This window comes from Streptomyces sp. NPDC031265, assembly GCF_055570295.1.
Map to the genome: position 1 here is coordinate 1 of NZ_JBVIHM010000044.1, position 23,712 is coordinate 23,712.

Genomic DNA, 23,712 nt, shown 5'->3' on the forward strand with positions numbered 1-23,712 from the left:
CCCCGATACTGGTTGTATCGGGGCGATCCCGACAACGCGGCGAGCGTGCGTGCCAGACGCCGCCGGGCAGACGGGACTTTCGAAACACGCCCTAGGGGGAACGCCCTGACCGCCTTCGGGCCGGAGCCCTGACGTATCCGGGGAGGATGGGGGTAGGGCACGGGAGCGAGGCGGCGTTGGCGCGTCGCCGTGTCCGCGCAGAAGGAGGAGAGCCGATGACGTACCAACAGCCGCTGCCGCACCCCGAGTCGGCGGAGGAGGGGCCCACCGAGGCCGAGCACGCGGGGCGGGCGGCAGTACGTCGCCAGGCCCAGGGAATGACCCATCATGAGGCGGCCAGCGCGTTCCACCGGCTGGCCGCGCGTGCGGACAGCCCGGCGCCGGAGGGCATCGGGGAGCCGTCGGCCGAGCCGGACGGCGGACGCCGGGTCGCCGAGCTCGCTGAGTGGGAACGCATCGTGGAACAGCTGGCCGGCCACGCGGGCACCTACGACGTCGAGTTGGACCCGTACGTACAGGGCGAACGCGCCGCTTCCGGCGAGTCATAGCGGCAGGACCTGGAACGCGGCGCGGGGCGCCGTCGCCATGACGGTGCCCCACGCAGTTGTTCGCACCGGCTCAGCGGCGCCGGCTCGCCCTGCTGTTCGCCGGGGCATCGGTGGGCGGCGCCTCCAGCTCCGGGGTACGGCGCCTGGCGTGATGCGGCACGCCGCCGGTGGCGTGTTGGGCGGGATGGTCCTGGATCGTGTGTGAGTCTTGGCCGGTTGTCCGCAGCCGCGCCGAACGGGTGGGTGCGTGATGGACCGTGCCGCCGCGGGCGAGGACTCCGCGCTTCCTGCCCTGTGCGACCTGTGCCAGACGGCGGTCGCTCCTGGACAGGCTCTCTATGGGCGGGTGCGGGACTCATCGGTTGCTGCCCGCCGGGCGGTCCAGCCGGGGCGCCGACTGGCCGCCGTGGGGTGACGGCGGCCGGTTCGGCGGTGCGGCGGCCCTGGTCGGACCGGACCCCGGCCCCTGGCGCTCAGTGCGAGGAGCGCTGAGCCAGCGGCAGCACGGTGGCGTCGGGGCCCGTACCGTCCGGCGAGCCGGGCGCCGACCGCTCGGCGCGGCGCAGCAGCAACGCCACCGCGACGGCCGCGACGACCGCCACCCGAGCCGCTCAGCAGCGCCAGGGGCATCCCGTCGGTGAACGCGGCCCAACCACGCAGCCATCATCGGCAGCAGTAGTTCCGTTTGCGGCTCGGGCGGATGGGTGTGCGGAGCGCTTCGAATCACAGGTAGGAGACGGGATCCGGACGGCTTCTGGGCGGGCGGCCTCTCACTGGTTGGCGGCATCTCCTTGGCGGCCTTGAAGCCGTTGCCGAGACAGCAAGTCCTCCAGGTCGGTGCTCAGTCTTCGGTGAGACGTCCGACGACCATCTCGCCGATCCCCGCGAATGCGTCGATCTGCTCGGCATCGAGAAGATCGATGAAGTGCCGCCGCACAGAGGCCACATGGAGCGGCGCCGCGGCCTCGATGGTGCGCAGCCCCTCTTCGGTGAGCGCGACGATCGCGCCCCGGCCGTCGGTCGCGCATTCCTCCCGGGTCACCAGGCCGCGCTGCTGCATCCGGGCCAGATGGTGGGAGAGACGGCTGCGGGACCAGAGCATCCGGTCGGCGAGCTCACTGATGCGGCGGCGGTGGTCGGGGCTGCCGCTCAGGTTGGACAGCACGTCGTAGTCCGGCTCGGAGAGTCCGCTGTCCTTTCCGAGATCGCGCGACAGCTGGGCGTTGAGCAGCAGAAACATACGGCGGTACGCCTGCCAGGCGCGCTGTTCCTGCTCCGTCAGCCAGCGTGGGTCTTGGTTCATGGCCACAGCCTAGCCAGATCTGGTTGACGTGTCACCCACCTCCTCGTACCGTCATACATGACACGTCAACCATCTGGGAGTTTCCGTGGCCAGGCCGCTGTACCTGTTCTCAGGGCTGTACTTGTTCGGCGTCAGCATCGCGCTGATGATCGCCGCGGGACTTGGCGTGCCCTCCTGGGATGTGCTGCACCAGGGCATCGCCCACCGCACCGGCCTATCCTTCGGCTGGGTCGTCAACGCGGTGGGCGCCCTGGTGCTGCTTGCCTGGATACCGCTGCGGGTCCGCCCCGGCATCGGCACGCTCTGCAATGTCCTGGTCGTCGGGCCGGCCGCCGACACCACGCTCCGGCTGCTGCCGGAGCCCAGCGCCCTGGCTGCCCGTGTCCCGCTGCTGCTGGTGGGCGTCGCGCTGAACGCGCTGGCCACCGGGCTCTACATCGGCGCCGGCCTCGGGCCCGGCCCGCGGGACGGCCTGATGACCGGCCTGGCCGCACACCGGATCTCGATCCGCGCCGCCCGTACTGTCATCGAGGCGGCCGTCCTGGCCGGCGGCTGGCTCCTCGGCGGCACGGTCGGCGTGGGCACCCTCCTGTTCGCCGTGGCGATCGGTCCGCTCGCCCAGCCGGCCATCCGCCACTTCACGCTCCGCAAGACCGCATCCCCTGTCGTGTAAAGGATGAACTCCATGTCCCGTCTGTATGTCGTCTCGGCCAGCACCCGTCCTGCCTCGGCGGGCCGCCCGCTGGCCCAGTGGGTCGCCGAACTCGCCGGTGAACACCAGGCGTTCGAGACCACGCTCGTCGACCTGGCCGAGGTCCGGCTGCCCTTCCACGAGGAGCCGGAGCACCCGTCCACGGGCAGCTATGTCCACCAGCACACCAAGGACTGGAGTGCGGCGATCGACGCCGCCGACTGCTTTGTGTTCGTGATGCCGATGTACAACGGCGGCTTCAGCGCCGCGCTGAAGAACGCCATCGACTACCTCCACAAGGAGTGGCAGAGCAAGCCGGTGGGTCTGATCAGCTACAGCTCCGGCACCTCGGGCGGGGCTCCCGCTATTGAAATGCTCCGACCGGTGCTGGCACGCGTCGGTCTGCGTCCGGCGGCCACCCTGTCGGTCCCCGGCATTGAGCACCGCAGCGATACGGAAGGCCGCTTCCTCGCCGAACCCCTGCTTGCCCAGGAAGCCCATGGGGTGCTGGACTCCGTCGCCGACGCGATGAAAGGAAGGCGTGCGTTCGAAGGCGCTCACCAGGGATGAGTGACCTTCGGGCGAGTCTGCGCCCCGGACAAGTGGGCTCTGGAGATCGCCGTGTCCACGACCAGCAGCACGCCCGCCTCCACCCCGGGCAGGCCCACGCCGTCTGCTCCGGCCTGGACGCCGTGCGCCACCCCGAAACAGCACCCCACCGGGTGGCCCAGCGCGAGCGAGCCCAGGCCCTGCACCAGCGCTGCCGCGACCTCGCCCCAGGCGAGCCCGTCTTACTGGAGGAGCAGGTGAGCGTGCCTGCTGGCGGCGAGAGTGATCACCTCGGTACGCCAGCGACCTGCCTCCGAGAGCGGACGGCCAGCTCGGTGAGCAGGCACCTGGCGCGCTCGGCACCGTCGCCGGGAGACCAGTGGACCCGGCGTTCCGGCCGAGCGACCGCTCCCGCGAGCAAGGCGGGCCATTTCTCAGGAGCGAGTGAGGGTGTCGGCATCCACATCCGGCCGACACCCCCTGCGTCGCTGGGTCAGCCGGGCCAGGTGCCGGTCAGACGGCGGGTGGCGGTGGCTCCGCCGCGGTCGACGGCGGCCTTGACCACGGCGAAGATCGCGCCCTGCAGCGCAGCGGCCAGCACCACCTCACTCCACGTGCGCTCCTCGTCGGTGGCGTCGGGGGCGTCATCGTCGTGGCGGAGGGTCTTCCACGCCTGCTTGAACAGGGCACTGGCGACCACGCCGCTGACGGCTCCAAGGGCCAGGCCGACCGGCTTGTAGAGGATCTTCGATGTCTTCATTCGGGTCACTCCTTCCGGCGGCAGGCCAGCCACAACAGCACGGCTGTGCCGACGGCCGCCAGCAGCAGGCTCCGGTTGTCACGAGCCATCCGCGCACCCTGGGCGGCCTTGTGCCGTACCGGTTCGGGGGCCGTGTCATGCCAGAGCCGGCCGGCCTCGGCGGCCTTGGAGCGGGCCCGCTCGGCGGCGTGGGAGGCCTTGTCCCTGACCGGCTCAGGCAGCTTGTCCTGCGCTTCATGGGCCATGTCGGCAGCCTTGGCCTTCAGTGCGCCGGCCTTGGCGTGGCTTGTTCCCTGGCCGCGGTGGCCTTTTCCTGGGCACGGGTTTTGACGTCGGCCTTGGCAGCGAGCGCCGCGACCGTCTCGCCGAGCTCGGCGCGGGTCTGCTCGACGTGCTCGCGCAGTTCCTCGGGCCCGGCGTCGGTGGGCTCATCGTGGGGCTGGGTCATCGCTGTGCGCTCTCCTTGATCTCGGTCACGTCGGCCTTCACGCTCTCGATCGTCCGTTCGGGAACGGGCGGCGCGGCCTGGGTGACCTGCCTCTTTCCGACGACGGCCAGCACCGCGGCGATCGCCCCCAGCACAACGGTCACGATCAGCGCCGCAGCCCAGACGGGCAGCGGCACGGCCAGCGCCGCGATGACGGTGGCCACCAGTGCCTGCAGCATCAGGAAGCCGACCACTCCGGCGCCGCCGAAGAGGCCGCCGCCCTTTCCGTAGCGTTTGCCCTTCTCCTTCATTTCCGCCGTCGCCAGGCGCATTTCACCGCGCACCAGCTCCGTCAACTGCTCCGAAGCACGGCGCACCAGCTCGCTCACCGGCTCCTGGCCGGTGCGGTGCGGGCTGTCGTCGACCCCCGCCTCCTTCGGATACGGGCCCGTCATGGCGGTCACCTCCCGTCCCTCTCGTTCCGCGGGCCGGGGAGCCCGACCCTCCCATGGCTCACGAGTACCCCGAACATCGCAGTTCAGTGGACAAGTGGTGCAGTCGGCACAGAAAACGACCGTCCGAACGGCCTCACAAGCCGCCGGGCGCACACACGGCAACCATGATCAGACCAGGGTCTCCTCATTGCGGGAGGCAGCCCACCTGCGGCCACGCACTGAACCCAACGCTTCACAAACCTCGGCGCAGCCGGTTACACCGCGGCATACGGGTTACTCGGCACGGTGACGCCTCTGGGACGCCGCGGCGGCGGCCCCGGATGGCTTGTCCCGGGTGTGCTCGGCGGTGTGGGGCTGCGGGGCACACGGCGCCGGCCCGCCCAGCAGATCCGAGCGGGCCGGCAGGCGCCTGACACGCACGCCCCTGACACGTGCCGCGCCGGCCCACACACAGGCAGACGTTTCTGCGGAGGTTGGATCGGGAGCGGACTTTCCACGTGATCAACCAACCTTCGGCTGGACCCGCCAGCGGCGAATCCACCCCGCGCACCCCACGGGGCCGTGTGGGCTCGGCCCCGGCGACGGCTGCTGCACGTGGCCTCTCCTGCAGACCACGTGCAGCGGCACGTCGGCTTCACCGCACAGCCCTGCTGCGGCGAAGCCGACCTGGCACCACCAGTGACCACCGCACCCGCGGCGAGAGCAGTCCTCCGCCCGCCCCGTCCGCAATCGTGGCCTGGCCCGGGCATCCCGCCCGTGACGGAAGGACCGCCCGGCACCACGCAACAGCACGGCCGTTCCCGACCGCCGGCTGCCTCTCCCGGCGCACGGAGCCCGCGAAGCTGCGGACGGCATAGGGCTGTTGGGCTGACTCCAGCAAGGAGACCTGGCCAGGGGCTGGGAGTCAGCGGGCGCGGGTGACGGTGACCGTGACGTCGGGGCAAGCGTGGAGGGCGCCACGCAGAGCCGCCTGTTCGGGCCGCCCTCGGCTCGGCGCCGTACCGTCTCCTCGGCTCCGGTCACGGCCAGGCCTGTCCAGTGGGCGGCGCGCCTCCCAGTACCAGGAGTGCGGCGTCGAGGCCGGCCATGGTCAGGATGACGACGAAAGGCCCCCGGCCGCGCACCAGAGCGGGCGGCCCGGCCGCCGCCAGAACGCAGAGTGCGACAGTCACCGCGATCACACCCGCGCCGGCCAGGGATACCCGGCCGGTCGGACCGACCGTCAGCACCACACAGGAGACGAGGGCCAGGATCGCGGCCGACGCCACGGATCCGCGTCGGCCCACTCTCTGCGGGAGGCCACGCACCCCGCCCTTGATGTCGTCTTCGAGGTCCGGCAGGACGTTGGCGAAGTGGGCGCTGGTCCCAAGGAGCGCCGCCGCGACGGTCAACCACAGTGGTGGCCACGGGTGGGTCGGGAGAGTCAGCGTCAGGAACGCGGGGAGCAGGCCGAAGGCAAGGGCGTACGGCAGCCAGGAGAGGACGGTACGTTTGAGCCACAGGTTGTAGGTCCATCCGGCGGCAACGCAGCCGAGGTGTACCGCGCCGGCCAGGGCCCCGGAGGCCAGCGACAGCGGGATGCACACGAGTAGGGCCGCACAGGCCGCCGTGCCCACCGTGGCGGGCCTAGCAGCCCCCGTGGCCAGGGGTTTGTCCCGACGTCCGGCAGCCCGGTCGCGCCGCAGGTCCAGCCGGTCGTTGCACCAGCCGATCGACAACTGGCCCGCGATGACCGCGGCCACTGCCGTGGCCGCAGAGGCGAAGTGCAGCCCGAACGCAGCGGACAGCAGCGCTGCGAGGACTGTCACCGCCGCCGCCGGCATCGGGTGGCTCGCCTTCAGAAGGCCCGCGACGGCCGAGTGTTGTGCCGAGCCGGGAACACCCGGGGCGGCGAGGCGGGGGTTTCCTTCATCGGTCGTGGAGGGCATCGCACCACGCTAGGCGACGGCGCGCCCACGAGCGCCCGGTTGAGGGCGCCGAGGTCTCAGTGTCCCTATGTTGGAGCAATGACCCGCGTCCTTGCGGTGAGTACGGTGTTCCCGCCGCACCGCTATATGCAACACGAGATCACCGAAGACCTCGTCGCCGGCCTGCCGCCCGGATCCGACGGGGAACTCGTGCGTCGGCTGCACGCGGCGGCCGGCGTGGAGAGCCGTCATCTCGCTCTGCCCCTCGACCGTTACCGTGATCTCGGCACCTTCGGCGAGACCAACCGCATCTTCGTCGAACTGGCCACCACCCTGGGCGCTGAAGCCGTCGAGCGGGCACTCGACGATGCCGGTGTGCGCCCGCAGGACGTCGACCTGATCGTCTCGACGACCGTGACCGGTATCGCGACCCCCTCCCTGGAGGCGCGGCTGGCCGCACGGACAGGCCTGCGGCCCGACGTCAAGCGCACGCCCCTGTTCGGGCTCGGGTGCTCCGCGGGCGCCGCCGGACTGGCCCGCATCCACGACTTCCTCGACAGCCGGCCGGGCAGCACAGCGCTTCTTCTGTCCACCGAACTATGCTCGCTCACCTTGCAGCGCGCCGACATGTCGATGGCGAACCTGGTGGCGGGCAGTCTGTTCGGGGACGGGGTCGCCGCACTCGTGGCCGTCGGCAGTGACCCTTCCCGTACGCCCTCACGTACGCCATCGCGCCGGTTCGGATCCTCCGTGCCGACGGTCATGGCGGCACGGAGCCGCCTGTATCCGGGGAGCGAGCACCTGTTGGGCTGGGACGTCGGCGACTGGGGCTTCCGCCTGGTGCTCGGTCCGGAACTCCCCGAGCTCGTCAGGCTGCATGTGAGCGAGGAGGTCGAGTCCTTCCTCGCCGGACACGACCTCAAGCCCGCGGACGTCACGGCATGGATCTGCCACCCGGGCGGCCCCAGGATCCTGGACGCGCTCGCCGATGAACTCGGCCTTCCGGACTCGGCCCTCGCGGCAAGCCGCCGCGCGCTCGCCGCCCACGGAAACCTGTCCTCCGCGTCGGTGCTGCACATCCTCAAGGACACGCAGAACGATCAGCCCCCACCCGGAACGACTGGACTGATGATCGCTTTCGGGCCCGGCTTCTCGTCCGAACTCGTACTCCTGGCCTGGTGAGAGTCCCGTGACGCCGTACACCCTCTTGGTCCTGCTGGTCGTCGCCGAGCGGTTCGCGGAACTCGCCGTGGCGCGACGCAACGGCGCCTGGAGCCGAGCCCTGGGCGGCCGTGAGCACGGTGCCGGGCACTATCCGGCAATGGTCGGCCTGCATACCGCGTTCCTCCTAGGCTGCCTCGTCGAGCCCTGGGCGGCCGACCGGCCCTTCCTGCCGCTGCTCGGCTGGCCCGCCCTCGGCCTCACGCTGGCCGCGCAAGCGCTGCGCTGGTGGTGCATCAGCACCCTCGGCCCCCGCTGGCACACCCGCGTGCTGATCGTCCCCGACCTTCCTCTGATCACTTCCGGCCCCTACCGGTACCTGCGGCACCCCAACTACGTGGCCGTCGTCGCCGAGGGCATCGCCCTCCCCCTGGTACACACCGCCTGGCTGACCGCCCTGGCCTTCACGCTGTTGAACGCGACACTGCTGACCGTGCGCATCCGCTGCGAGAACGCCGCGCTGGCGCCGTCACGGGCCCTCTCCTGCCCCGGTGACGCGTCGTGATCGACCTCCTCATCGTCGGCGGCGGCCCGGCGGGCCTGGCCGCCGCGATCCACGCAGTGCAATGCGGCTTCGACGTCATGGTCGCCGAGCCGCGCCCTTCGCCCGTCGACAAGGCATGCGGAGAGGGTTTGATGCCCTCGGCGGTGCGCGCCTTGAAAGCCCTCGACGTGAATGTGCCCGGCCAACACCTCCAAGGCATCCGCTACCTCGACGCCACCGGTGGCCGACGCGCCGAAGCCCGATTCCCCATGGGACCCGGTCTCGGCACCCGCCGGACCGTGCTGCACGAGGCACTCACCGCCCGCGCCGCCCAACTCGGCGTTCCGGTCATCCCGCACCGCGTTCGCCAGGTGGCTCAGTCCGACGCTTACGTGACCGCTGACGGCATCACCGCCCGCTATCTCGTGGCGGCCGACGGACTGCACTCCCCCACCCGACGGTCGCTCGGCCTGACCGAGCGACCGGCCGCCACCCGGCGGCGCACGCTCCGGTACGGTCTGCGGCGCCACTACGGCGTCGAGCCATGGACCGATTTGGTCGAGGTGCACTGGGCCGCCGACTGCGAGGCGTACGTCACTCCGCTCGGACCGCGGCAGGTCGGCGTCGCCATCCTCACCTCACGCCAACTGCCCTACGACGACCAGCTGGCCCGTTTCCCCCTCTTGGCCAGCCGACTTCTCACGGCCGACAGGACACCGGTCAGGGGCGCCGGGCCGCTGCGCCAGCAAGCCCGTTCCCGGGTGGCAGGCCGAGTGCTGTTCGTGGGCGACGCCGCAGGATACGTCGACGCGCTGACAGGCGAGGGCCTGACTCTCGCCCTGACCGCGGCGGACGCCCTCGTACGTTGTCTTCGCGAGGGCCGCCCGCAGGCATATGAACGCGCTTGGTGTCGCTTGTCTCGCAGCTACCGTCTCCTGACCAGCTCCCTCCTCTGGATCCGGAATCAGCCGCAGCTGGCGCCTATGGTCACCCCGGCAGCTGCCCGGTTCCCCGGCCTGTTCCAGAGCGCCGTGAACCTGCTCGCCTGACCGTCGCCGTCAGAAGGCAGGGGGAAGCAGCGGCACGACCCCCAGGCCGCGGACGGACGACATCATGAACGGCGTCAGGCTGACCCAGGCCCGGTCTTCGAACCGATCCACGACCAGTCCCCCGGGCAGCAGGCGCTGGACGGCCTCGGCCTCGTACCTCCAGTGCACCATCGCGAGCTGCTCCCACCGCATGGTCAACAGCGGGAAGGCGACGGCGCCAGGGACACGTCGGGGCGGCGTCCTCATCAACACCTTCTCCAAGCTCACAAACCGGTCCTGCCCACGGACTCAGCCACCAGGAGCACCTCGATCAGCCCTCCGGTCACTGGCCCCATGCTCCGCCGTACCGCCCTTCACAGCCAGCAGCGACACGGCCACCGTCGCCGACTCCGCGGCGCGATAACTGGAGTGCGAGCGGGTTGCTTCGCCCCCAGCGGGGTCACATTGCGCGCTGTGCGAGCCGACCGGATTCTGGACGAGGCACGCGACACGGAGGACCCCGTCCACCTCATCCGTGTCTTCGGGATCTCCACCACCACGGCTATGAAGTACCTCTACGCCGCCCACCCTCACCGAGCCGGCTCGATTCCTCGTTGACCATGGCCTAGGTACGGTGGCGGCATGGCGACGATCCTGCGGCACCCTCGCCCTGGATTCACCTGGGACCGGTGGGCAGTCGACGCCGAGGGCTTCCTGGTGCAGTTCAGCGGCGGGCCTGCCCCCGAGCACCTGCTGGCGCATGTGGACTGCGTCGACGCCGCAGCCGCGTGGGCGGAGGAACACCGCCCTTCCTGGTTCAACCTTGATCCCCTGCCGCTCCACGCTTTCCGCTGCAACGGCGAGTTGCCGACCTACACGCGGAACCGTGTCCCGGACTTCCCGTTGCGGTTGTCCGACGCACCGGCAGCCATCGCGGAGGTTGCGGTTTTGGTCGCACTTGACAAGGCAGTGAGAGAGTCCTGGACGATCTACCTCGACGAGGGTTGGGTCTAGCCAGCTCTTCCGGGTCACCTCACCGACCAGGCCGCGTTCTCGTATAGCTGCCGCCACCCGTCATGTAGCAGAACGTGATGGTCCTGGGTGCGGTTCAGCGCTTCCCTACTCTCCCCCGTCGGCGGAATGGAGCTGGAAGTCGACCACGACGCAACCAACCTGTCCGTCATCGGTGCGGCCGATCCAGACGGGGTAGGCCCCGTCGCCCCGGCCGGCACGGAAGGCGATGAGGTTCGGCTCGGGCTCCGTGCTGGGCAGTTCGACGCTGAATTGGCTGTCGAGGGGTATGAACAGGTCCTCGTCCAGCTGGTCTTCGATCACCGTCCGAGTCGCATCCATGAAAGCCGCTGTGCCGGTATCCACGCCAACCCCGTAGAACTGGCCCTCGCCGAGCAGCCCGAGGTCCTCGTCGGGCCGGAGGACCATTTCCCACTCGCGGGGCGAGATGTCCACGAACGTCACCCTGGCCGCGGCGACGCCGGCCCCGCGTGCCGTGCGCAATAGCGACAGCGTGACCGGGAACTCGCCCGGTGGCACAGCGACGGTCCGCGGGTCTCTGATCCAGCCGGGGTCCGAGACCGCCAGCTGCCCTGACGTGATCCGCAGCACGCCGGCGTCAACGGGCTCGACGACGGCCGGCCCCTCCGGAGTGTCGCACGCACCCGGACTGAACAGTTTCTCAATTCCGGTGGCGCGCAGCGGTCCGGACCCTTCGTCCACCGACACGTCGCTCAGGACTACGGTCGTGGCGGGCTCGTGGCCCTGCTGGGCGAGGAGCGGCGCGAACACCTGCCAGTCGCCGAATTCCGGTACGGGGCAGAGGAAGCTTTCGACGGGCGCCGCGAACCGCCGCACGGGGACGCTCGACGGGCCGGATGTTCGAGCGTGCAGTGGCTCCGTCGACGCCCCCCTCGGCCCGGCGAACTCGGACCTCACCTCGACCTGCCCGTCGGCCGAGACGGTCGTGGTCTCCTGAACATTCCACTTCGAGGACGAGTACTCCTGCTCGTTGGAAAACTGCCATCGGGTGTTCCGCTGAGCCAGCAACATCCCCGTGCTGTGCGGCTTGAGGTCAATCATCTGCATGCACCAGGACCTGTCGTCGAACAGATACACGCGCCACATCCGGCGCGGCCAGTATTCGACCAGTGCCAGCGGTCGCTCCCACGCGGACAGCAGAACCGCGTAATCCATCCCGGCAGCATGCTTGCGTGCCGCGAGCGCGCGCGACATCGGGTCCGGATGGGTCATTCCCCGATAGGAACCCCACATCTCGCCGTACGACACATCAAGACTGTCGAAGATCACAGCCGCGCATCTCCCCCCGTGGCACCAGCCACCCCCGAGCAGCGGCGCTCGACGGGTTACCCTGCCGCAACGCCCTGCCCTTCCGAAGCTTCGTTGTGCCGCCAGTCTGCCACTGAGGTGTGACACACAGGATCGTGGAGGCCAGCAACCTGGGGTCACCGACGTAATGGGCCGCCCCAGGTGACGAAACACAGTCGGTTCGGCGGGCCCCATCGGTGATGCGTGCGTTCGTGTCCTGTCGCACCGAACCTTGAGCGTTCTCACTGAAGGTTGAGTGGCAGGTTCGAGCGCCGTAGTTCGTGTCGGCCGACGTGGTGGTGTCAGTGGTCGGCGACTCGACGGCGGGGATGTCGCGGATCTTGCGGAGGCCGTAGGCCGTCGACTGTAACCCTCGGTGGGTATGAGGAGGCCAGAATCGATGAGGCCCGCGATAGCGGCGGCCCACTCCGGTGGGTCCCGGTCGCGGGGGGAGGCGCTTCCTCGTCGTGCGCGTGGAAGAGCGTCGTGGCGTCGAGGCCGGTGAGGGCGTCGCGTTCCAGGGGAAGGCGGGGCTTGCTCCAGGCCAGGTTGTGGTCGGCGGGGTGGAGCCAGGTCATCTGTGTGTGAGGACGTCGTTGCCTGGGCTGAGGGTGAAGCGGTGGGGCGCCGCACGGCGCAGGGCTTGGGCTGCCGCGCTCGGGGCTGCCCGGGCGTGGGCGACGGTGACGCTTCTTCGCGGACACCGGCTGACCACGAGCTCCACCGAACGAACCGGGCCCGGTCTGTACCCCGGGGCAATCCGGGTGCAGACCGGGCTCGGTCGTTGTCAGTTTCCGAGCTGGGCAACGACCTTGGCGTGGGCGAGGTCATCCCTCTGGGAGGCCCGGACCTCGGCGTCGAAGTGCAGCACGATCAGCTGGAGCTCCATCCTGTCGCGCAGGAGCTTGCTCTTCTCGCGATACTCCGTGTACGCCGGGGACCAGACGAACAAGGCGTACTTGGCGCGCTCAGAGCCGATTTCCTCAGCTTCGAAGCGGCGGTAAGCGAAACGCACATCAGTTTCGTATTGCGGGAGCATGACACCCGCATTGGCGTCGTCGGGCGCCAACCGGCCGCAGAAGGCGTCGTAGTCCGAGTCCACGCCCACGTGATCGACGGTGAGCTGACCGGGGCCGCCGTAGGCGAAGACGGCCCACGTAAGGTCGCCCGCCCTGATCGCTTCGTACGTGGGTTTGATCTCATGGTCAGGCACCGCCATCGGTTTCCTCCTACAGGTTGACTTCAGGGCTCATGTCGGGTCAGACATGCCCAAAGTGTCGTGATCACCGGGCGAGATCTCCCCCCGAGTCACCAAAGAACACTCGATCGGGTAAAGCCGCTCTCCCGCTTTTTCGTGATCGGCTACCTACCGGCTCCGGCATCGGTCGTGGCCGTACGGGCAGTGATCCACTCAACCTTCAGTGAGAACGCTCAAGGTTCCGTGCAACAGAACAGTTCGCGCCAGCGCCGACGCTCAGGAGCGGGAACGTGGGCACTCCTGAGCGGGAATCCAACCGGGCGGAAGCCACGTTACGGCTGGTCAACGAAATTCCGTCGGTTGCCCCAAAGAGGCGGAGCGACTGACCGCCTGGCTCGCAGGCTGGAAGAGGGCGGCGCCTCCATCCGCTGGAGCGCCCGAAGTTCGGCGACCTGCTGACGTGCGCGCGGCCGGGCGACACCGTGCACATCTCCGAGATGTTCCGCCTCGTACGCGGCACCCAGCACATCCTCGACGTGCTCAACGTCCTGCACCAGAGCCGCCTCGCCCTGCGCATCCACGACGGCGCGTTCTCCGCCATGGACCTCATCGCCCGCCACCCGTTGTCACTGACACGTCCAACGGACTACTCGCCCAGCCTGCTCGACCACGAACCCACCACGCTCAGAGCTGCCGATGACGCACTCACGCGCGGGTTCCTACGACCTCTGGTCCAGAAAACGGCGAACCCGCCTGCTTCGGGCGCCGGGCACCTCGCCGCCTGGACGGCGACGTGCGCCGCAGCCACAAGAGATCTTGCCGGTATCGGTGGTATCCCTCGCACAACCGGAGCGAGGCCGCCGGACGGACTGCCGCCCAGCACCGCCTGCGTGTTGAGGCTCCGCCGCGGCAGATCCGGCATGTACTGCGGCGGCCACCCTGGCGGACCGCCAATGCCCGGAAATCCGATACGGCAGCGAGCAGGGCAAGCCCGACAGTGACCGAACATCGATCGGTCCCGTATCGGACCAGCCAGCGGGCTGTCTGGCGAACGCGCTCTGTGTCCGCACGCTCCGCCACGGCCGCGATGTGCTCGTTGGGGCGATGCGGGATGCAGAGTCGTGGAAGGCATCAGCCAATTCATGGGGCAGGGTGAACCTCACCCTTGACCGGCGCGCGCACCAGGCGCCGATCCTGCCGTCTGCCTCCGCCCTACGCGGCGCCGCCGATCCCGTCCCTCAGCTGAGCCGGATGGACTGCAGGGACCGGAGCACCGCGACAACCCGGCCGAGGTCCTGCATCATCATCCCGCTCGCTTGTCGCGCAAGGACGCCATAGAGCTTCTCAGAGCCCCGTGTCGTCAGCTCTGGCTGACAAGCGCCGAGTGGGGTCTGGGTGGATATCCCACCGCCGGTCCGCGACAGCACGGGTCAGCTCCGCGTCGTACTGCTCCGCGTCGAAGTGGAAATCCAGCGGCAACCGATCCCGGTACGGCCCCTCCCAGCCGGACCAGACCACCAGTCCTCCGCAGCGTTGCACCACAGCGGACAGATACCCGCAGCAGCCGCCGGTGCACTCGGGTTCGCCCAGCCTCAGGCGGCGGGCTACGCGGGATGCCACAAGCGGACTGGGCCGATCCGTCCGCAGGACGTCCATCGCGAACGGTCCACGCCCACCCTCGTGGACCGCTGCTTCCACCACATCGCAGCCATCCACCCAGAACCGCACCTGACAAGGCCACCGAGGTCCCGGTGGCGACACGGTTATTGCGAGCCGATTGAACACACGGCCACCCTAAACCGACCAGCCTGACTTTGAATGCCGTCGCCCGTCGGTTTCAACAGCGGTCCAGGGGAGGCTCCCGAACCGGTCGTCCCTCGCGACACGGCGTTCTCCGAGAAGATCAGCACATGTGGGCCGCATAGGTGCGGGCCGCCGTCACCGCTTCCCCGCCACCTCCCGCAGATACGCGCCGAAGCGGGCGATCGCCGACGGGTTGCGGGGGCTCTCCACCAGGTCGGCGTAGCCGAGCGTGAAGATGCGCCGGTTCTTGACCGCGGAGACGTCCCGCAGGGGAGCGTAGGAGAGCAGGAACTCCTTCTTCGCCTCGGCGCTCACATCGCCGTAGTCACAGATGAGGATCACGTCGGGGTTGCGCTGGACGACGCTCTCCCAGCCCACCGTGGTCCAGGAGTCCGCCACGTCGTGCATGACGTTGACGCCGCCGGACTCGGTGATGATCTGCTCCGGAGCGGCGTAGCGGCCGGAGGTGAAGGGCTGGTCGCGGCCGCTGTCGTAGAGGAAGACCGTGGGCCGGCCGGCGCCCCGGGGGGCCTTGGCCCGCACGTCCGCGACGCGCTTGTTGAAGTCGGCGATCAGCCGGGCGGCCCGCTCCTCGACGCCGAAGAGCTTGCCCAGGTTGGTCAGGTCCGTGTAGAGCGCGTCCAGCGGCGGCATGATGCCCCGCGAGGACTTCGTACGGCTGTTGCGGCAGGACTCGGTGAGGACGTATGAGGGGATGCCGAGCTTGCGCAGCGCGTCGGGGGTGAAGCCGCCGTCTTCGCGGAAGCCGTAGCTCCACCCGGCGAAGACGAGGTCGGCCCGGGCGTCCAGGACGTTCTCCTTGGTGAGCTGGTCCTTCGAGAGCCACTTGACCCTGTCGTAGCCGCCCTTCCAGGGCACGCCGCTCAGGTCGCCCTTGTCGTCGGGCATGGCGAAGCCGGCCATCCGATCCTCAAGGCCCAGGGCCAGCATCAGTTCGGTGATGCCGACGTCGTTGGTGACGACCCGTTCCGGGACCTTGTCGTAGGTCACCTCGCGGCCGCAGTTGGTGAGGGTGACCGCCGCGGACTTGGTGTCCTCGGACTCGGACCGCTCGACGGACGCGCCGCAACCGGTGGTCACGAAGAGGCAGAGGGCGGCGGCGAGCAGCTTGCGCATGGGCGTCCTTACGGTGTGGGCCGGGTGGGCCTGGGGGTGGGAAGCAGGTCGAACAGGAGCTGGACGGCGCCCGTGAGGGGATGCCGTACGCGATGGGCGCGGACGCCGAACACCTCGGCGAGCAGCTCGGGTTGGAGGACGTCGTGCGGGGGCCCGGAGACCACGATCCGGCCCCCGTCGATGACGTACAGCAGGTCGCAGTGGGCCGCGGCGAGGTTGAGGTCGTGCAGCGCGGCCAGCACAGTCACCCCGCTCTCGCGGACCAGGGACAGGACGTCCAGCTGGTGGGCGATGTCGAGGTGGTTGGTGGGTTCGTCAAGGACGAGCACCTGCGGCTGCTGGGCGAGCGCGCGGGCGATGAGCACCCGCTGCTTCTCTCCGCCGGACAGACCGAGGATGCCGCGGTCGGCGAGGTGGGCGACGCCGGTGCGCTCCATGGCCCGCTCGCAGATCTCGCGGTCCGAGGCCGCCGTACGGCCCTGGTGCGGCAGCCGTCCCATGGCGACCACCTCGGCCACCGTGAAGTCGAAGTCGGCCGAGGACTCCTGCGGCAGCGCCGCCAGCACGCGGGCGGCGGCCCGGGGATCCATGGCGTGCAGGTCCTCGCCGTCGAGCCGGACCGCTCCCCCGGCGGGCCGCAGCGCCCGGTACACAGTGCGCAGCAGCGTCGACTTCCCGCTGCCGTTGGGGCCGACGAGCCCGACGAACGCCCCGCTGTCCGCGGTGAGCCGGACGTCGTCGACCAGCCGGGTACGAGCGGCCTCGACCGTCACGCCGTCGATGTCGATCCGCACGTCAGCGACCTCCGAACGCATGGCCGCCCCGCCGCATCAGCATGACGAACGCGGGCACACCGACCACCGCGGTGATCACCCCTACGGGCAGTTCGGTAGGGGCGAGCAGCAGTCGGGACAGCACGTCGGCCCAGAGGAGGAGCACCGCACCCGCGAGGGGCGCGATCACCAGGACGCGCCGGTGGTCGGCGCCCACCACCATCCGTACGACATGAGGCACCATCAGCCCGACGAACCCGATGGCCCCGCTGACCGCGACGACGGTCCCGGTGACGGCGGCGGTCACGAGGAACAGCTCCCGGCGCAGCCGCGAGGGCGGCACGCCCAGCGCGGCCGAGGTCTCGTCCCCCATGGCGAGCGCGTTGAGCGCTTCGGCCCGCCACCGCAGCCAGACCCACCCGGCCGCCACGGTCACGGCGGCAATCGGCAACTGCGCCCAGGTCGCCCCGCCCAGACTGCCCAGCAGCCACATCATCGCGGACCGGGCGGCCTCGCCGCGGGCCGCGCCGAACACCATGACGGTGGTGATGGCCTCGAAGCCGTACGCCAGGGCCGTGCCCGTCAGGATCAGCCGCAGCGGCGTCAGTCCATGGGACGAGCGGGCCACGGCGTACACCAGGACCATGGCCGCGAGCGCGGAGAGGAACGCGGAGACGGACAGCGCCCACACCCCGAGCCCGGCGAACGCCCCCAGCAGGATGACGGCGTTGGCGCCCACGGCGGCCCCGGAGGAGATGCCCAGGACGAACGGGTCGGCCAGCGCGTTGCGGACCATCGCCTGCACAGCAACACCGACGCCCGCGAGGCCCGCCCCGACGACCGCGCCGAGCAGCACTCTCGGCAGGCGGATCTCCCAGACGATGGTGTACGAGGCCGCGTCGGCCGCCGCCACAGTTCCGCCGGTCAGTCCGGCCCACAGGAAGCGGAGGGTGTCCGCCCAGTCGACGTCGGCGGCTCCGAGCCCGACGCCGCACACGAGCGACGCCGCGAGTAAGAGCCCAAGGCCGAGGCTGAGCGGCAGCACGGGTATCCGGCTGGGGGCCGTACTTCGGCGCACGGTGGGGACCGTCCTTCACATGGGCCGCCTGCTGGACGGCACACAGGAGACAGCCCGTACGGCCGTGGTCCGACCGCGCGGTCCCCTCTCGCAGTCCACGGCGAGCAGTCAGCGGGTCGCAGGCCCCCCACGGGCGATCGGGCTCGCACGGAGGCCGTCGGGGCAGCCGTGCACACCGTTGCGGGTCAGCGCCGGAATCCCACCGGACTTCCCCCACAGGAGACGAAGGGAGCCTAACAAACGCCGCGCGCGGTGTGTTTGCGGACGGCGTATGCGGCCGATGGGTTATGCGTCGTGCATTCGGCGGCGGTGAAGACGCCCTGGATGAGGGTGGCGAGGATGGCGTCGACCGGTTCGTGGCGCGGTGTGTCGTCCCCCTGGCCGCCCCTCCCAACCCGCCTGGAGCAGGGCCCCAAACGTACGGCGGGCCCACACCAGGGGCAGGGTGGCGCCGGCGGTCTCGCGCACCCGGTCGAGGACCGCGTCAAACGGGGCCCGCGGCGTGCCTCACCGCGGGCCCCGCCCACTGGGCCTTCGGTGCCTGGCGCGCATATCGCGATCGCATACCGGACCAGCGCGGACCCTGAGAGGTCCACTTCACGCAATGGCCCTTGGGAGCCGGCCCCTCGAAGTGGGGTGTTGCCGGGCGGCATGACGCGATCAGTTCGATCAGCCGCCTCCTGGCCGCCGTCAAGGAAAGGGGCGAAGCTGCCGCACCCACCTGACCGCCACGTGCACGGTGCCGCGCGCTCCGGTTCCTCGTTTGACGGGTGTCGAAGACGGCCTCGGCTGCCGTGTCGGAAGCGGGGAACCGAGAGGACTTGAACGGAGCACTATCGTTATGGTCATGTCACGCCGATCAACGGCGGGGGACGTACGGAGGTCGCCGTGAACAGTTCGACTGCCGGTCCGCTGTGCTTCCTCGATGTGGACGGCCCGCTCAACCCGTACGCGGCCAAGCCACACCGACGCCCCGCCGGGTACACCACGCATCGGATGATGCCGCCGAGTTGGGAGGCTCGGCAGGCGCACAAGCCTGTGGCACGCCGTAAGCCCTTGAGGGTTTGGCTCAATCCCGGGCACGGGCCGGCACTTCTGGCGCTCGCCGACCGCTTCACCCTGGTGTGGGCGACAACCTGGATGGGCGAGGCCAACTCCTTCATCGGCCCGGCGCTGGGCCTGCCCGCCCTGTCCTACGTCGATTTCGGCGACGCGGCGGACGCCCAAGCGCGGCACGGCGGGCTGCACTGGAAGACAAAGCCGCTGGTGGCCTACGCGGCAGGGCAGGCCTTCGCATGGGTGGACGACGAGCTCACCGACCAGGACCGGGCATATGTCGCCGCTCACCATCCCGGGTCCGCCTTGGTGCACCCCGTCGATCCCCGGCTCGGGCTGCTCAAGGATGACTTCGCTGCGCTGGCGGCCTTCGCGGGTGCGGCCGACTCCGTATCTGCAGCCTGAACTTGGGGGTGTGGTGATTGCACCGCAACACCCTCCACCCTGCGTGTCAAAGGGCTCGCAGAACCGCAACGACCTTGCCCGGCACTGCAAGCAGCGCCGGGCGTCAAGAAGGCCGGTACGCCTACCGCGTGGCGAGTTCACGTACCGTCGCCATGTCGCTGAACGGCAGCAGTTCCCCGTTGACGATCTGGTAGGGCTCGCTGCCTTTGCCCGCGATCAGGATGACGTCGCCGTGCCCTGCGGCGGAGAGGGCGAAGGAGATGGCGCGGCGGCGGTCGGCGAACCGCTCGAAAGTGGTGCCGCTCGCGAGCAGGCCCGGGACGATCTGATCCATGATCGCCCGGGGGTCTTCGTTCCGGGGATTGTCCGAAGTGAGAACGCACAGATCGGAGTAGGTGCCGGCGATCTCCCCCATCCGGGCGCGCTTGGTGACGTCCCGGTCCCCGCCGCAGCCGAAGACCGTGACGACCCGGCCAGAGGCGAAGCCGCGGATGGTGGTCAGCACCTTCTCCAGTGAGTCCGGAGAGTGCGCATAGTCCACGATGACGGAGGTACCGTCCGGGGTCTCGTAGCGTTCGAACCTTCCCGGGATCGGAGGCATCTGCTCGAGTGCGGCAACCAGTCCGGCCAGATTGTGCCCGAGGAGGTGGCAGGCTGCGACAGTGGCCAGTGCGTTGGAGACGGCGAACCGTCCAGGCAGGGGGATCGCCGCCGGATACTCGTGGCCGGCGTGATGCAGGGTGAAGCGGGTGCCGACGGCGTCCATGACGAGGTCGGTCGCCCGGTACTCCGCCTCCGCGTCGATGCCGTACGCGACGACCGCGCCGGGCATCATCGCCCGGATGCAGGCTCCGACCGGGTCGTCGGCGTTGACCACCGCACGTCGGCAGAGCCCCTGGAACAGACGCAGTTTGGCGTCCCGGTAGTTCTCCATGGTGCCGTGGTCGTCCAGGTGATCCTGCGTCAGGTTGGTGAACACCCCTACGTCGATGAACGAGTGGTCGAGGCGGTGGGTCAGCAGGCCCATCGACGTGGCTTCGAGTGCCACGGTGTCGACACCGCGGTCGCGCATGCACCCGAGCAGATACTGGAAGTCCGGCGACTCCGGTGTGGTCAGTACCGATCTCGGCATCGGGATCAGTTCGTCGCCGATCCGGCTGCCGCCCGTTCCGATGACCCCCACCCTGGCGTGCTCGGCGACCCTCAGCACCGACTCCACCATGGAGGAAACCGACGTCTTCCCGTTGGTGCCCGTGACAGCCACCATCTTCATCTGCCGGCCTGGCTCCCCGTGGTAGCGGGAGGCGACGACCGCGGCCGCCTTGCGCGTGTCCGCGACGGCTACGACGCATACACCAGCTGCCGACGCCCAGGTCCCGACCGGAAGTCGCGCCGTCGCGGAGTCGATGAGTATCGCCACCGCGCCGCGTGCCAGAGCCGGTCCGACGGACTCGGGGCCGCCCTCGCGATGACCGGGTACCGCGATGAACAGGGATCCCGGAGCGACGCGGTGGGCGTCGAAGCAGGTGCCTCCGGTGATCCTCGTCTCCGGATCGCCCTCGATGACTTCATGATCGTGCCCGGCGAGCAGCTCGCTCAACTTCACAAGGGTCCTCTCGAAGATGCACCGGCTGCCGGTCGTCCGGCGGTCGGCGCGCAGGCGGCGCCAGGGCACCAAAGGATGACAAAGCAGGAAATCGTGGCGAGGACCGTCGCCGTGCGGTTACAGAGGCGGGGAGGGGTGGTCGCGCAGAGAATGGTCCGCCTGCAGGGGCGGAATGATCTGGGAAATGCCGAGAATGCCCGGAATCGCTAGCCGTGGCCGTGCAACGCGCGACAGTAGATCGCCGGCGCGTTCACCGGGTCGACGGCCGTCCCGCACGCGGCGGACGGGCCCAGGGCATGAGCGGCCCGGAACAGGCACTCCCTCACTGCGCATGTGCGACCCATGTGTGGAGTGTACGTCCAGCCACGGGGGCGATCGCCCGCCGCTCGTTCGCACATCTGCGTTACTGCTGTCGCGCTGTCTCCGGCACCGACGCCGCGAGGAACGCCGTGCGGTGGCGCAGCCGGTTGCCCGGCGACTCGTACAGCCGGATGGCGTCGGTGTTGCGCGCGGAGGTGTGCAGGAAGGGCCAGCCTCTCGTGGCGGGCACGGACGCCGGGGAACCACCGCCAGGACCAGACGGGCGGCCAAGCCCTGCCCGCGGAAGGCCGGGTCGATGCCGACCGCACTGATCTCCGTCGCCGGAGCGGATCCCGGTTCGCCGCAGCGAACTGGACGCGCTCGCCTAGGAGCTGGCCAAGCAGCTGCAGGAAGTGCGGGCCGAGCGGGAGGAACCGGTGATCGCCGAGCGGGGCCCTGGTCCGGCCGGCCGAGCAGGACCGGGGCCGCCGCGGCCGCCGCCCCGGCTCCAGCCCGGGTGGCGGGGCGGCCGGTGCTGTTGGTCCCGCACCGCAGCGAGACCCCCGACGAGGCCGCCCTGCCCGGCGACTACCGCGTCCTCGCACTCGCGGTCCACGGACTCGCCAAGGCTGTGGGCGGCGGCGATGACGGGGTGGTGCATGCGCCCTCGGCGGGGGTGGGCGCGGACGGCGACGGATCGGGCCTCCCGGCCGCCGGGAACGGATCCGGGGCAGGGGCCGGCGAGGGGAAGCGGAAGGGCGGGAAGGTGGCACCGATCAAAGACCTCGGGCTCGTCAAGGCTTCGGGGTTGCCTGCACCCGGCAGGTCAGGCTGGCAAGGCGTCCGGGTTTCGACTGAATCCCGCGGCCGAGCGGTCACTCGTCACGTGTCAGCCCGTGGCAGCGAGTACGCGCCCGGTGAGCTTCCCGTCGGGGGTGAGAGTGAAGGCGGTGGGGTCCATGCTCGTGGTGCCGTGGGCGTCCTCGCCGTACGCCTTGAGCGTGATCGACTCGGCCTTGCCCATGTGGATCTCCGCCTCGGCAGCGTGCGCCCACGTGTTGACGCGGATATACGCCGACCAGTGCAGCACATCCTCGGACCGCCAGCCGCTCCACGACGCCTCGGGAAGGAGGCCCGCCGCCGGGCCCTGCCGGACCGCAAAGGCGCCGCTGGCCAGCAAGACGGCGGCCAGGACGAGGTAGATCGCCGTCACGCGGGACGGGTGGCGCAGCACGGGCACGGAGGGCTCCTGTCGGTCGGTCCACGGTGGCCGGCTCTCGTCGCACCATCCGGGGGGAGAGACGGCAGTGCGAGGGCGAGCGTTCCCGATTGACGGCGTGGCCTGGTCGCGGACGGAGTCAGCCGGCCCGAGCCAAGGCTTCGAACCGGTGCCGACGTCCCTCCGTGCTACCGCTTCCGCAGTGACATCCCTGATGTCCAGCCCACTGACAGCCGGTGCCCAACCTGCCCCGCCCGGGCAGGGCGAGGCCATCGAGCCGACCCACGCGGTGGACCTGGCAGAGGGGTGGGCGGCAGGGAGGTCAGCGGGCGCGGGAGATGCTGATCGGCTCGTCGGGACAGCGCGTCAGCGTCTCACTCAGAGCGGCTTGTTCGGCCGGGTCGATACTCAGTCCCCAGCGGATCGAGTCGACCGCCCAGTCCACGACGTACCGGCACCGGCAATCCACGGCCGACGGCAGCCCCGTCGACGGGTCCTGGTCAGCCTTGGACCGGTTCGGCTTGGCCGACACCGCGATCAGAGCGCGGTCGCCGCGGAGTCACTCCGGGGCCGGCGGATGAACACCAACCGCTAGGTCATCATGAACGGCCCCAGCTACGGCCCGAATCAAGCGCCTCAAAACCCCACCGACAAGCCCCCTGGCAAATGCCCGGTCTCAGTCCCACCAGTTGAACATCAGCTCGCCGACCGTGCTCGGGCGCCAGTAGCCCACCTGTTCCAGCTCTTCTCCGGCGAGCTCACTGGTGTCAGCCGAGGCCAGCGGCATGCTCAGTTCATCGACGTCCAGCAGCCGGAAGCCGCCCATCTCAAACGCGGCCGCCCACGCCGGCGGGGGTGTGAAGTCCGGCAAGGGCGCACCAGCCTGCGGCGGGCTCGCCACAAAGGCGACAACCGGGAGCACCTCGTGGCACAGGACTGTGAACGACCAGATCCTCGGCTTCACGGGCTGTCTCAGCCTCCTGCGCAAATACATCAACCAAGGCCGCGCGGACGCCGACCGCAGCCACATCTCCCCGCGCCGGCCCGCCCGGATACTTCTCACCCGGCCCGACAACCTCAAAGCCGGGCAATCACGACCTCCTGGCCAAGCTCACCGCCGCCCGCACCGAGATGCCCCAACTTGCCGCCCACATCCGGGCCTTCGCCCAGCTCCTGAAAACTCACCAGGAAAACACCGAAGCGCGTCGAGCAGTGGATCACCCAGGTCCGCACAGCCGATCTGCCGCATCTGCACGCCTTCACCCGGGGACTGGAACGCGATCGCAACGCTGTGATCGCCACGGTGTCAGTTCGCGCCCGGGTCCCGTCACGGTCGCCGCTCCCCCGGCTCTGTTGTGGACGCGACCGGAGAGCGTCACCCCCGGGGAAATCAGGAGTACCGGATTCCCCAGTTCTGGGTGGCG

At 70.0% G+C, this 23,712-nt stretch carries 26 protein-coding genes and 2 pseudogenes; 11 read left to right on the forward strand and 17 right to left on the reverse strand.

Annotation, left to right across the window (positions count from 1 at the left end):
• Window positions 1-215 precede the first annotated feature (215 nt).
• Entirely contained in the window at window positions 216-548 is a 333-nt protein-coding gene (locus tag ACZ499_RS37315) for a hypothetical protein (RefSeq protein WP_385534359.1), read from the forward strand.
• Between the two features lie 473 nt (window positions 549-1,021).
• Here ACZ499_RS37315 and ACZ499_RS37320 read toward each other — a convergent pair whose 3' ends face one another.
• Entirely contained in the window at window positions 1,022-1,150 is a 129-nt protein-coding gene (locus ACZ499_RS37320; RefSeq protein ID WP_468681301.1) for a hypothetical protein, read from the reverse strand.
• 239 nt (window positions 1,151-1,389) lie between these two features.
• Window positions 1,390-1,851 (reverse strand): MarR family winged helix-turn-helix transcriptional regulator, encoded by a 462-nt coding sequence (locus ACZ499_RS37325; protein WP_468681303.1) that lies wholly within the window; start codon window positions 1,849-1,851, stop codon window positions 1,390-1,392.
• 85 nt (window positions 1,852-1,936) lie between these two features.
• Here ACZ499_RS37325 and yczE point away from each other — a divergent pair, with 85 nt between their 5' ends.
• Both yczE and ACZ499_RS37335 read left to right on the forward strand, forming a co-directional pair.
• Complete coding sequence (gene yczE, locus ACZ499_RS37330) at window positions 1,937-2,524, forward strand: membrane protein YczE (RefSeq protein WP_468681305.1); 588 nt, start codon at window positions 1,937-1,939, stop codon at window positions 2,522-2,524.
• 12 nt (window positions 2,525-2,536) lie between these two features.
• Window positions 2,537-3,112, forward strand: a complete 576-nt coding sequence (locus ACZ499_RS37335; RefSeq protein ID WP_468681307.1) for an NADPH-dependent FMN reductase — start codon at window positions 2,537-2,539, stop codon at window positions 3,110-3,112.
• Window positions 3,113-3,584: 472 nt separating this feature from the next.
• On the opposite strand, the gene ACZ499_RS37340 is transcribed toward ACZ499_RS37335, so the two are convergent.
• The 4 genes and pseudogenes from ACZ499_RS37340 to ACZ499_RS37355 form a co-directional block, all read right to left on the reverse strand.
• Window positions 3,585-3,851, reverse strand: coding sequence for a DUF4235 domain-containing protein (locus ACZ499_RS37340; RefSeq protein ID WP_468681309.1), 267 nt, complete (start codon window positions 3,849-3,851; stop codon window positions 3,585-3,587).
• Window positions 3,852-3,856: 5 nt separating this feature from the next.
• Window positions 3,857-4,299 (reverse strand): annotated as a pseudogene (locus tag ACZ499_RS37345) (DUF3618 domain-containing protein).
• Window positions 4,296-4,733, reverse strand: a complete 438-nt coding sequence (locus ACZ499_RS37350; protein ID WP_468681366.1) for a phage holin family protein — start codon at window positions 4,731-4,733, stop codon at window positions 4,296-4,298. Before ACZ499_RS37350 ends, ACZ499_RS37345 begins: the two are co-directional and overlap by 4 nt.
• A 1,019-nt stretch (window positions 4,734-5,752) precedes the next feature.
• On the reverse strand, window positions 5,753-6,661 hold the full coding sequence (locus ACZ499_RS37355; RefSeq protein ID WP_468681310.1) for a UbiA family prenyltransferase: 909 nt from the start codon (window positions 6,659-6,661) through the stop codon (window positions 5,753-5,755).
• A 78-nt stretch (window positions 6,662-6,739) separates the two neighbouring features.
• On the opposite strand from ACZ499_RS37355, the gene ACZ499_RS37360 reads away from it, so the two are divergent.
• The 3 genes from ACZ499_RS37360 to ACZ499_RS37370 are packed head-to-tail and all read left to right on the forward strand — an operon-like array spanning window position 6,740 to window position 9,394.
• Window positions 6,740-7,822, forward strand: coding sequence for a type III polyketide synthase (locus ACZ499_RS37360; RefSeq protein ID WP_468681312.1), 1,083 nt, complete (start codon window positions 6,740-6,742; stop codon window positions 7,820-7,822).
• A 7-nt stretch (window positions 7,823-7,829) separates the two neighbouring features.
• Complete coding sequence (locus ACZ499_RS37365) at window positions 7,830-8,366, forward strand: isoprenylcysteine carboxyl methyltransferase family protein (RefSeq protein ID WP_468681314.1); 537 nt, start codon at window positions 7,830-7,832, stop codon at window positions 8,364-8,366.
• On the forward strand, window positions 8,363-9,394 hold the full coding sequence (locus ACZ499_RS37370; RefSeq protein WP_468681316.1) for an NAD(P)/FAD-dependent oxidoreductase: 1,032 nt from the start codon (window positions 8,363-8,365) through the stop codon (window positions 9,392-9,394). Before ACZ499_RS37365 ends, ACZ499_RS37370 begins: the two co-directional genes overlap by 4 nt.
• Before the next feature lie 9 nt (window positions 9,395-9,403).
• On the opposite strand, the gene ACZ499_RS37375 is transcribed toward ACZ499_RS37370, so the two are convergent.
• Window positions 9,404-9,640, reverse strand: a complete 237-nt coding sequence (locus tag ACZ499_RS37375) for a DUF2071 domain-containing protein (protein ID WP_468681318.1) — start codon at window positions 9,638-9,640, stop codon at window positions 9,404-9,406.
• A gap of 207 nt (window positions 9,641-9,847) precedes the next feature.
• Here ACZ499_RS37375 and ACZ499_RS37380 point away from each other — a divergent pair, with 207 nt between their 5' ends.
• Window positions 9,848-9,991 carry a hypothetical protein gene (locus tag ACZ499_RS37380; protein ID WP_468681320.1) on the forward strand — a complete coding sequence of 48 codons (144 nt, stop codon included), beginning with the start codon at window positions 9,848-9,850 and terminating at the stop codon, window positions 9,989-9,991.
• Window positions 9,992-10,015: 24 nt separating this feature from the next.
• On the forward strand, window positions 10,016-10,387 hold the full coding sequence (locus ACZ499_RS37385; RefSeq protein ID WP_468681322.1) for a hypothetical protein: 372 nt from the start codon (window positions 10,016-10,018) through the stop codon (window positions 10,385-10,387).
• Between the two features lie 105 nt (window positions 10,388-10,492).
• Here the strand turns inward: ACZ499_RS37385 and ACZ499_RS37390 are convergent, their stop codons facing one another.
• Together ACZ499_RS37390 and ACZ499_RS37395 are read right to left on the reverse strand one after the other, a co-directional pair.
• On the reverse strand, window positions 10,493-11,695 hold the full coding sequence (locus ACZ499_RS37390) for a DUF4241 domain-containing protein (RefSeq protein ID WP_468681324.1): 1,203 nt from the start codon (window positions 11,693-11,695) through the stop codon (window positions 10,493-10,495).
• 805 nt (window positions 11,696-12,500) lie between these two features.
• Window positions 12,501-12,932, reverse strand: a complete 432-nt coding sequence (locus ACZ499_RS37395; protein WP_468681326.1) for an actin depolymerization factor/cofilin- and gelsolin-like domain-containing protein — start codon at window positions 12,930-12,932, stop codon at window positions 12,501-12,503.
• Between the two features lie 407 nt (window positions 12,933-13,339).
• Between ACZ499_RS37395 and ACZ499_RS37400 the strand changes: the two genes are divergently transcribed.
• Window positions 13,340-13,912 (forward strand): recombinase family protein, encoded by a 573-nt coding sequence (locus ACZ499_RS37400; RefSeq protein WP_468681368.1) that lies wholly within the window; start codon window positions 13,340-13,342, stop codon window positions 13,910-13,912.
• Window positions 13,913-14,849: 937 nt separating this feature from the next.
• Here ACZ499_RS37400 and ACZ499_RS37405 read toward each other — a convergent pair.
• From ACZ499_RS37405 to ACZ499_RS37415, 3 genes are read right to left on the reverse strand one after another with little or no spacing between them, the layout of a single operon-like run.
• Window positions 14,850-15,851 (reverse strand): ABC transporter substrate-binding protein, encoded by a 1,002-nt coding sequence (locus ACZ499_RS37405; RefSeq protein ID WP_468681328.1) that lies wholly within the window; start codon window positions 15,849-15,851, stop codon window positions 14,850-14,852.
• An 8-nt stretch (window positions 15,852-15,859) separates the two neighbouring features.
• The gene (locus ACZ499_RS37410) at window positions 15,860-16,645 is read right to left on the reverse strand and encodes an ABC transporter ATP-binding protein (protein ID WP_468681370.1); all 786 of its coding nucleotides are present in this window, start codon (window positions 16,643-16,645) and stop codon (window positions 15,860-15,862) included.
• A 1-nt stretch (window position 16,646) separates the two neighbouring features.
• On the reverse strand, window positions 16,647-17,702 hold the full coding sequence (locus ACZ499_RS37415) for a FecCD family ABC transporter permease (RefSeq protein ID WP_468681330.1): 1,056 nt from the start codon (window positions 17,700-17,702) through the stop codon (window positions 16,647-16,649).
• Window positions 17,703-18,590: 888 nt separating this feature from the next.
• Here ACZ499_RS37415 and ACZ499_RS37420 point away from each other — a divergent pair.
• Window positions 18,591-19,163: an HAD domain-containing protein gene (locus ACZ499_RS37420; RefSeq protein WP_468681333.1), complete on the forward strand. Its 573-nt coding sequence runs from the start codon at window positions 18,591-18,593 to the stop codon at window positions 19,161-19,163.
• Window positions 19,164-19,284: 121 nt separating this feature from the next.
• On the opposite strand, the gene ACZ499_RS37425 is transcribed toward ACZ499_RS37420, so the two are convergent.
• From ACZ499_RS37425 to ACZ499_RS37445, 5 genes are all read right to left on the reverse strand, one after another.
• The gene (locus tag ACZ499_RS37425) at window positions 19,285-20,769 is read right to left on the reverse strand and encodes a UDP-N-acetylmuramoyl-L-alanyl-D-glutamate--2,6-diaminopimelate ligase (protein WP_468681372.1); all 1,485 of its coding nucleotides are present in this window, start codon (window positions 20,767-20,769) and stop codon (window positions 19,285-19,287) included.
• A gap of 403 nt (window positions 20,770-21,172) precedes the next feature.
• Window positions 21,173-21,319, reverse strand: coding sequence for a hypothetical protein (locus ACZ499_RS37430; RefSeq protein WP_468681334.1), 147 nt, complete (start codon window positions 21,317-21,319; stop codon window positions 21,173-21,175).
• 639 nt (window positions 21,320-21,958) lie between these two features.
• Complete coding sequence (locus ACZ499_RS37435; RefSeq protein WP_468681336.1) at window positions 21,959-22,309, reverse strand: hypothetical protein; 351 nt, start codon at window positions 22,307-22,309, stop codon at window positions 21,959-21,961.
• A 301-nt stretch (window positions 22,310-22,610) separates the two neighbouring features.
• Entirely contained in the window at window positions 22,611-22,820 is a 210-nt protein-coding gene (locus ACZ499_RS37440; RefSeq protein WP_468681338.1) for a hypothetical protein, read from the reverse strand.
• Between the two features lie 144 nt (window positions 22,821-22,964).
• Window positions 22,965-23,252, reverse strand: a complete 288-nt coding sequence (locus ACZ499_RS37445) for a hypothetical protein (protein ID WP_468681376.1) — start codon at window positions 23,250-23,252, stop codon at window positions 22,965-22,967.
• Here ACZ499_RS37445 and ACZ499_RS37450 point away from each other — a divergent pair.
• Window positions 23,242-23,600: pseudogene (locus tag ACZ499_RS37450) on the forward strand (transposase); the annotation flags it as partial. The gene ACZ499_RS37445 and the pseudogene ACZ499_RS37450 sit on opposite strands and share 11 nt — an antisense overlap.
• Between the last annotated feature and the right edge of the window lie 112 nt (window positions 23,601-23,712).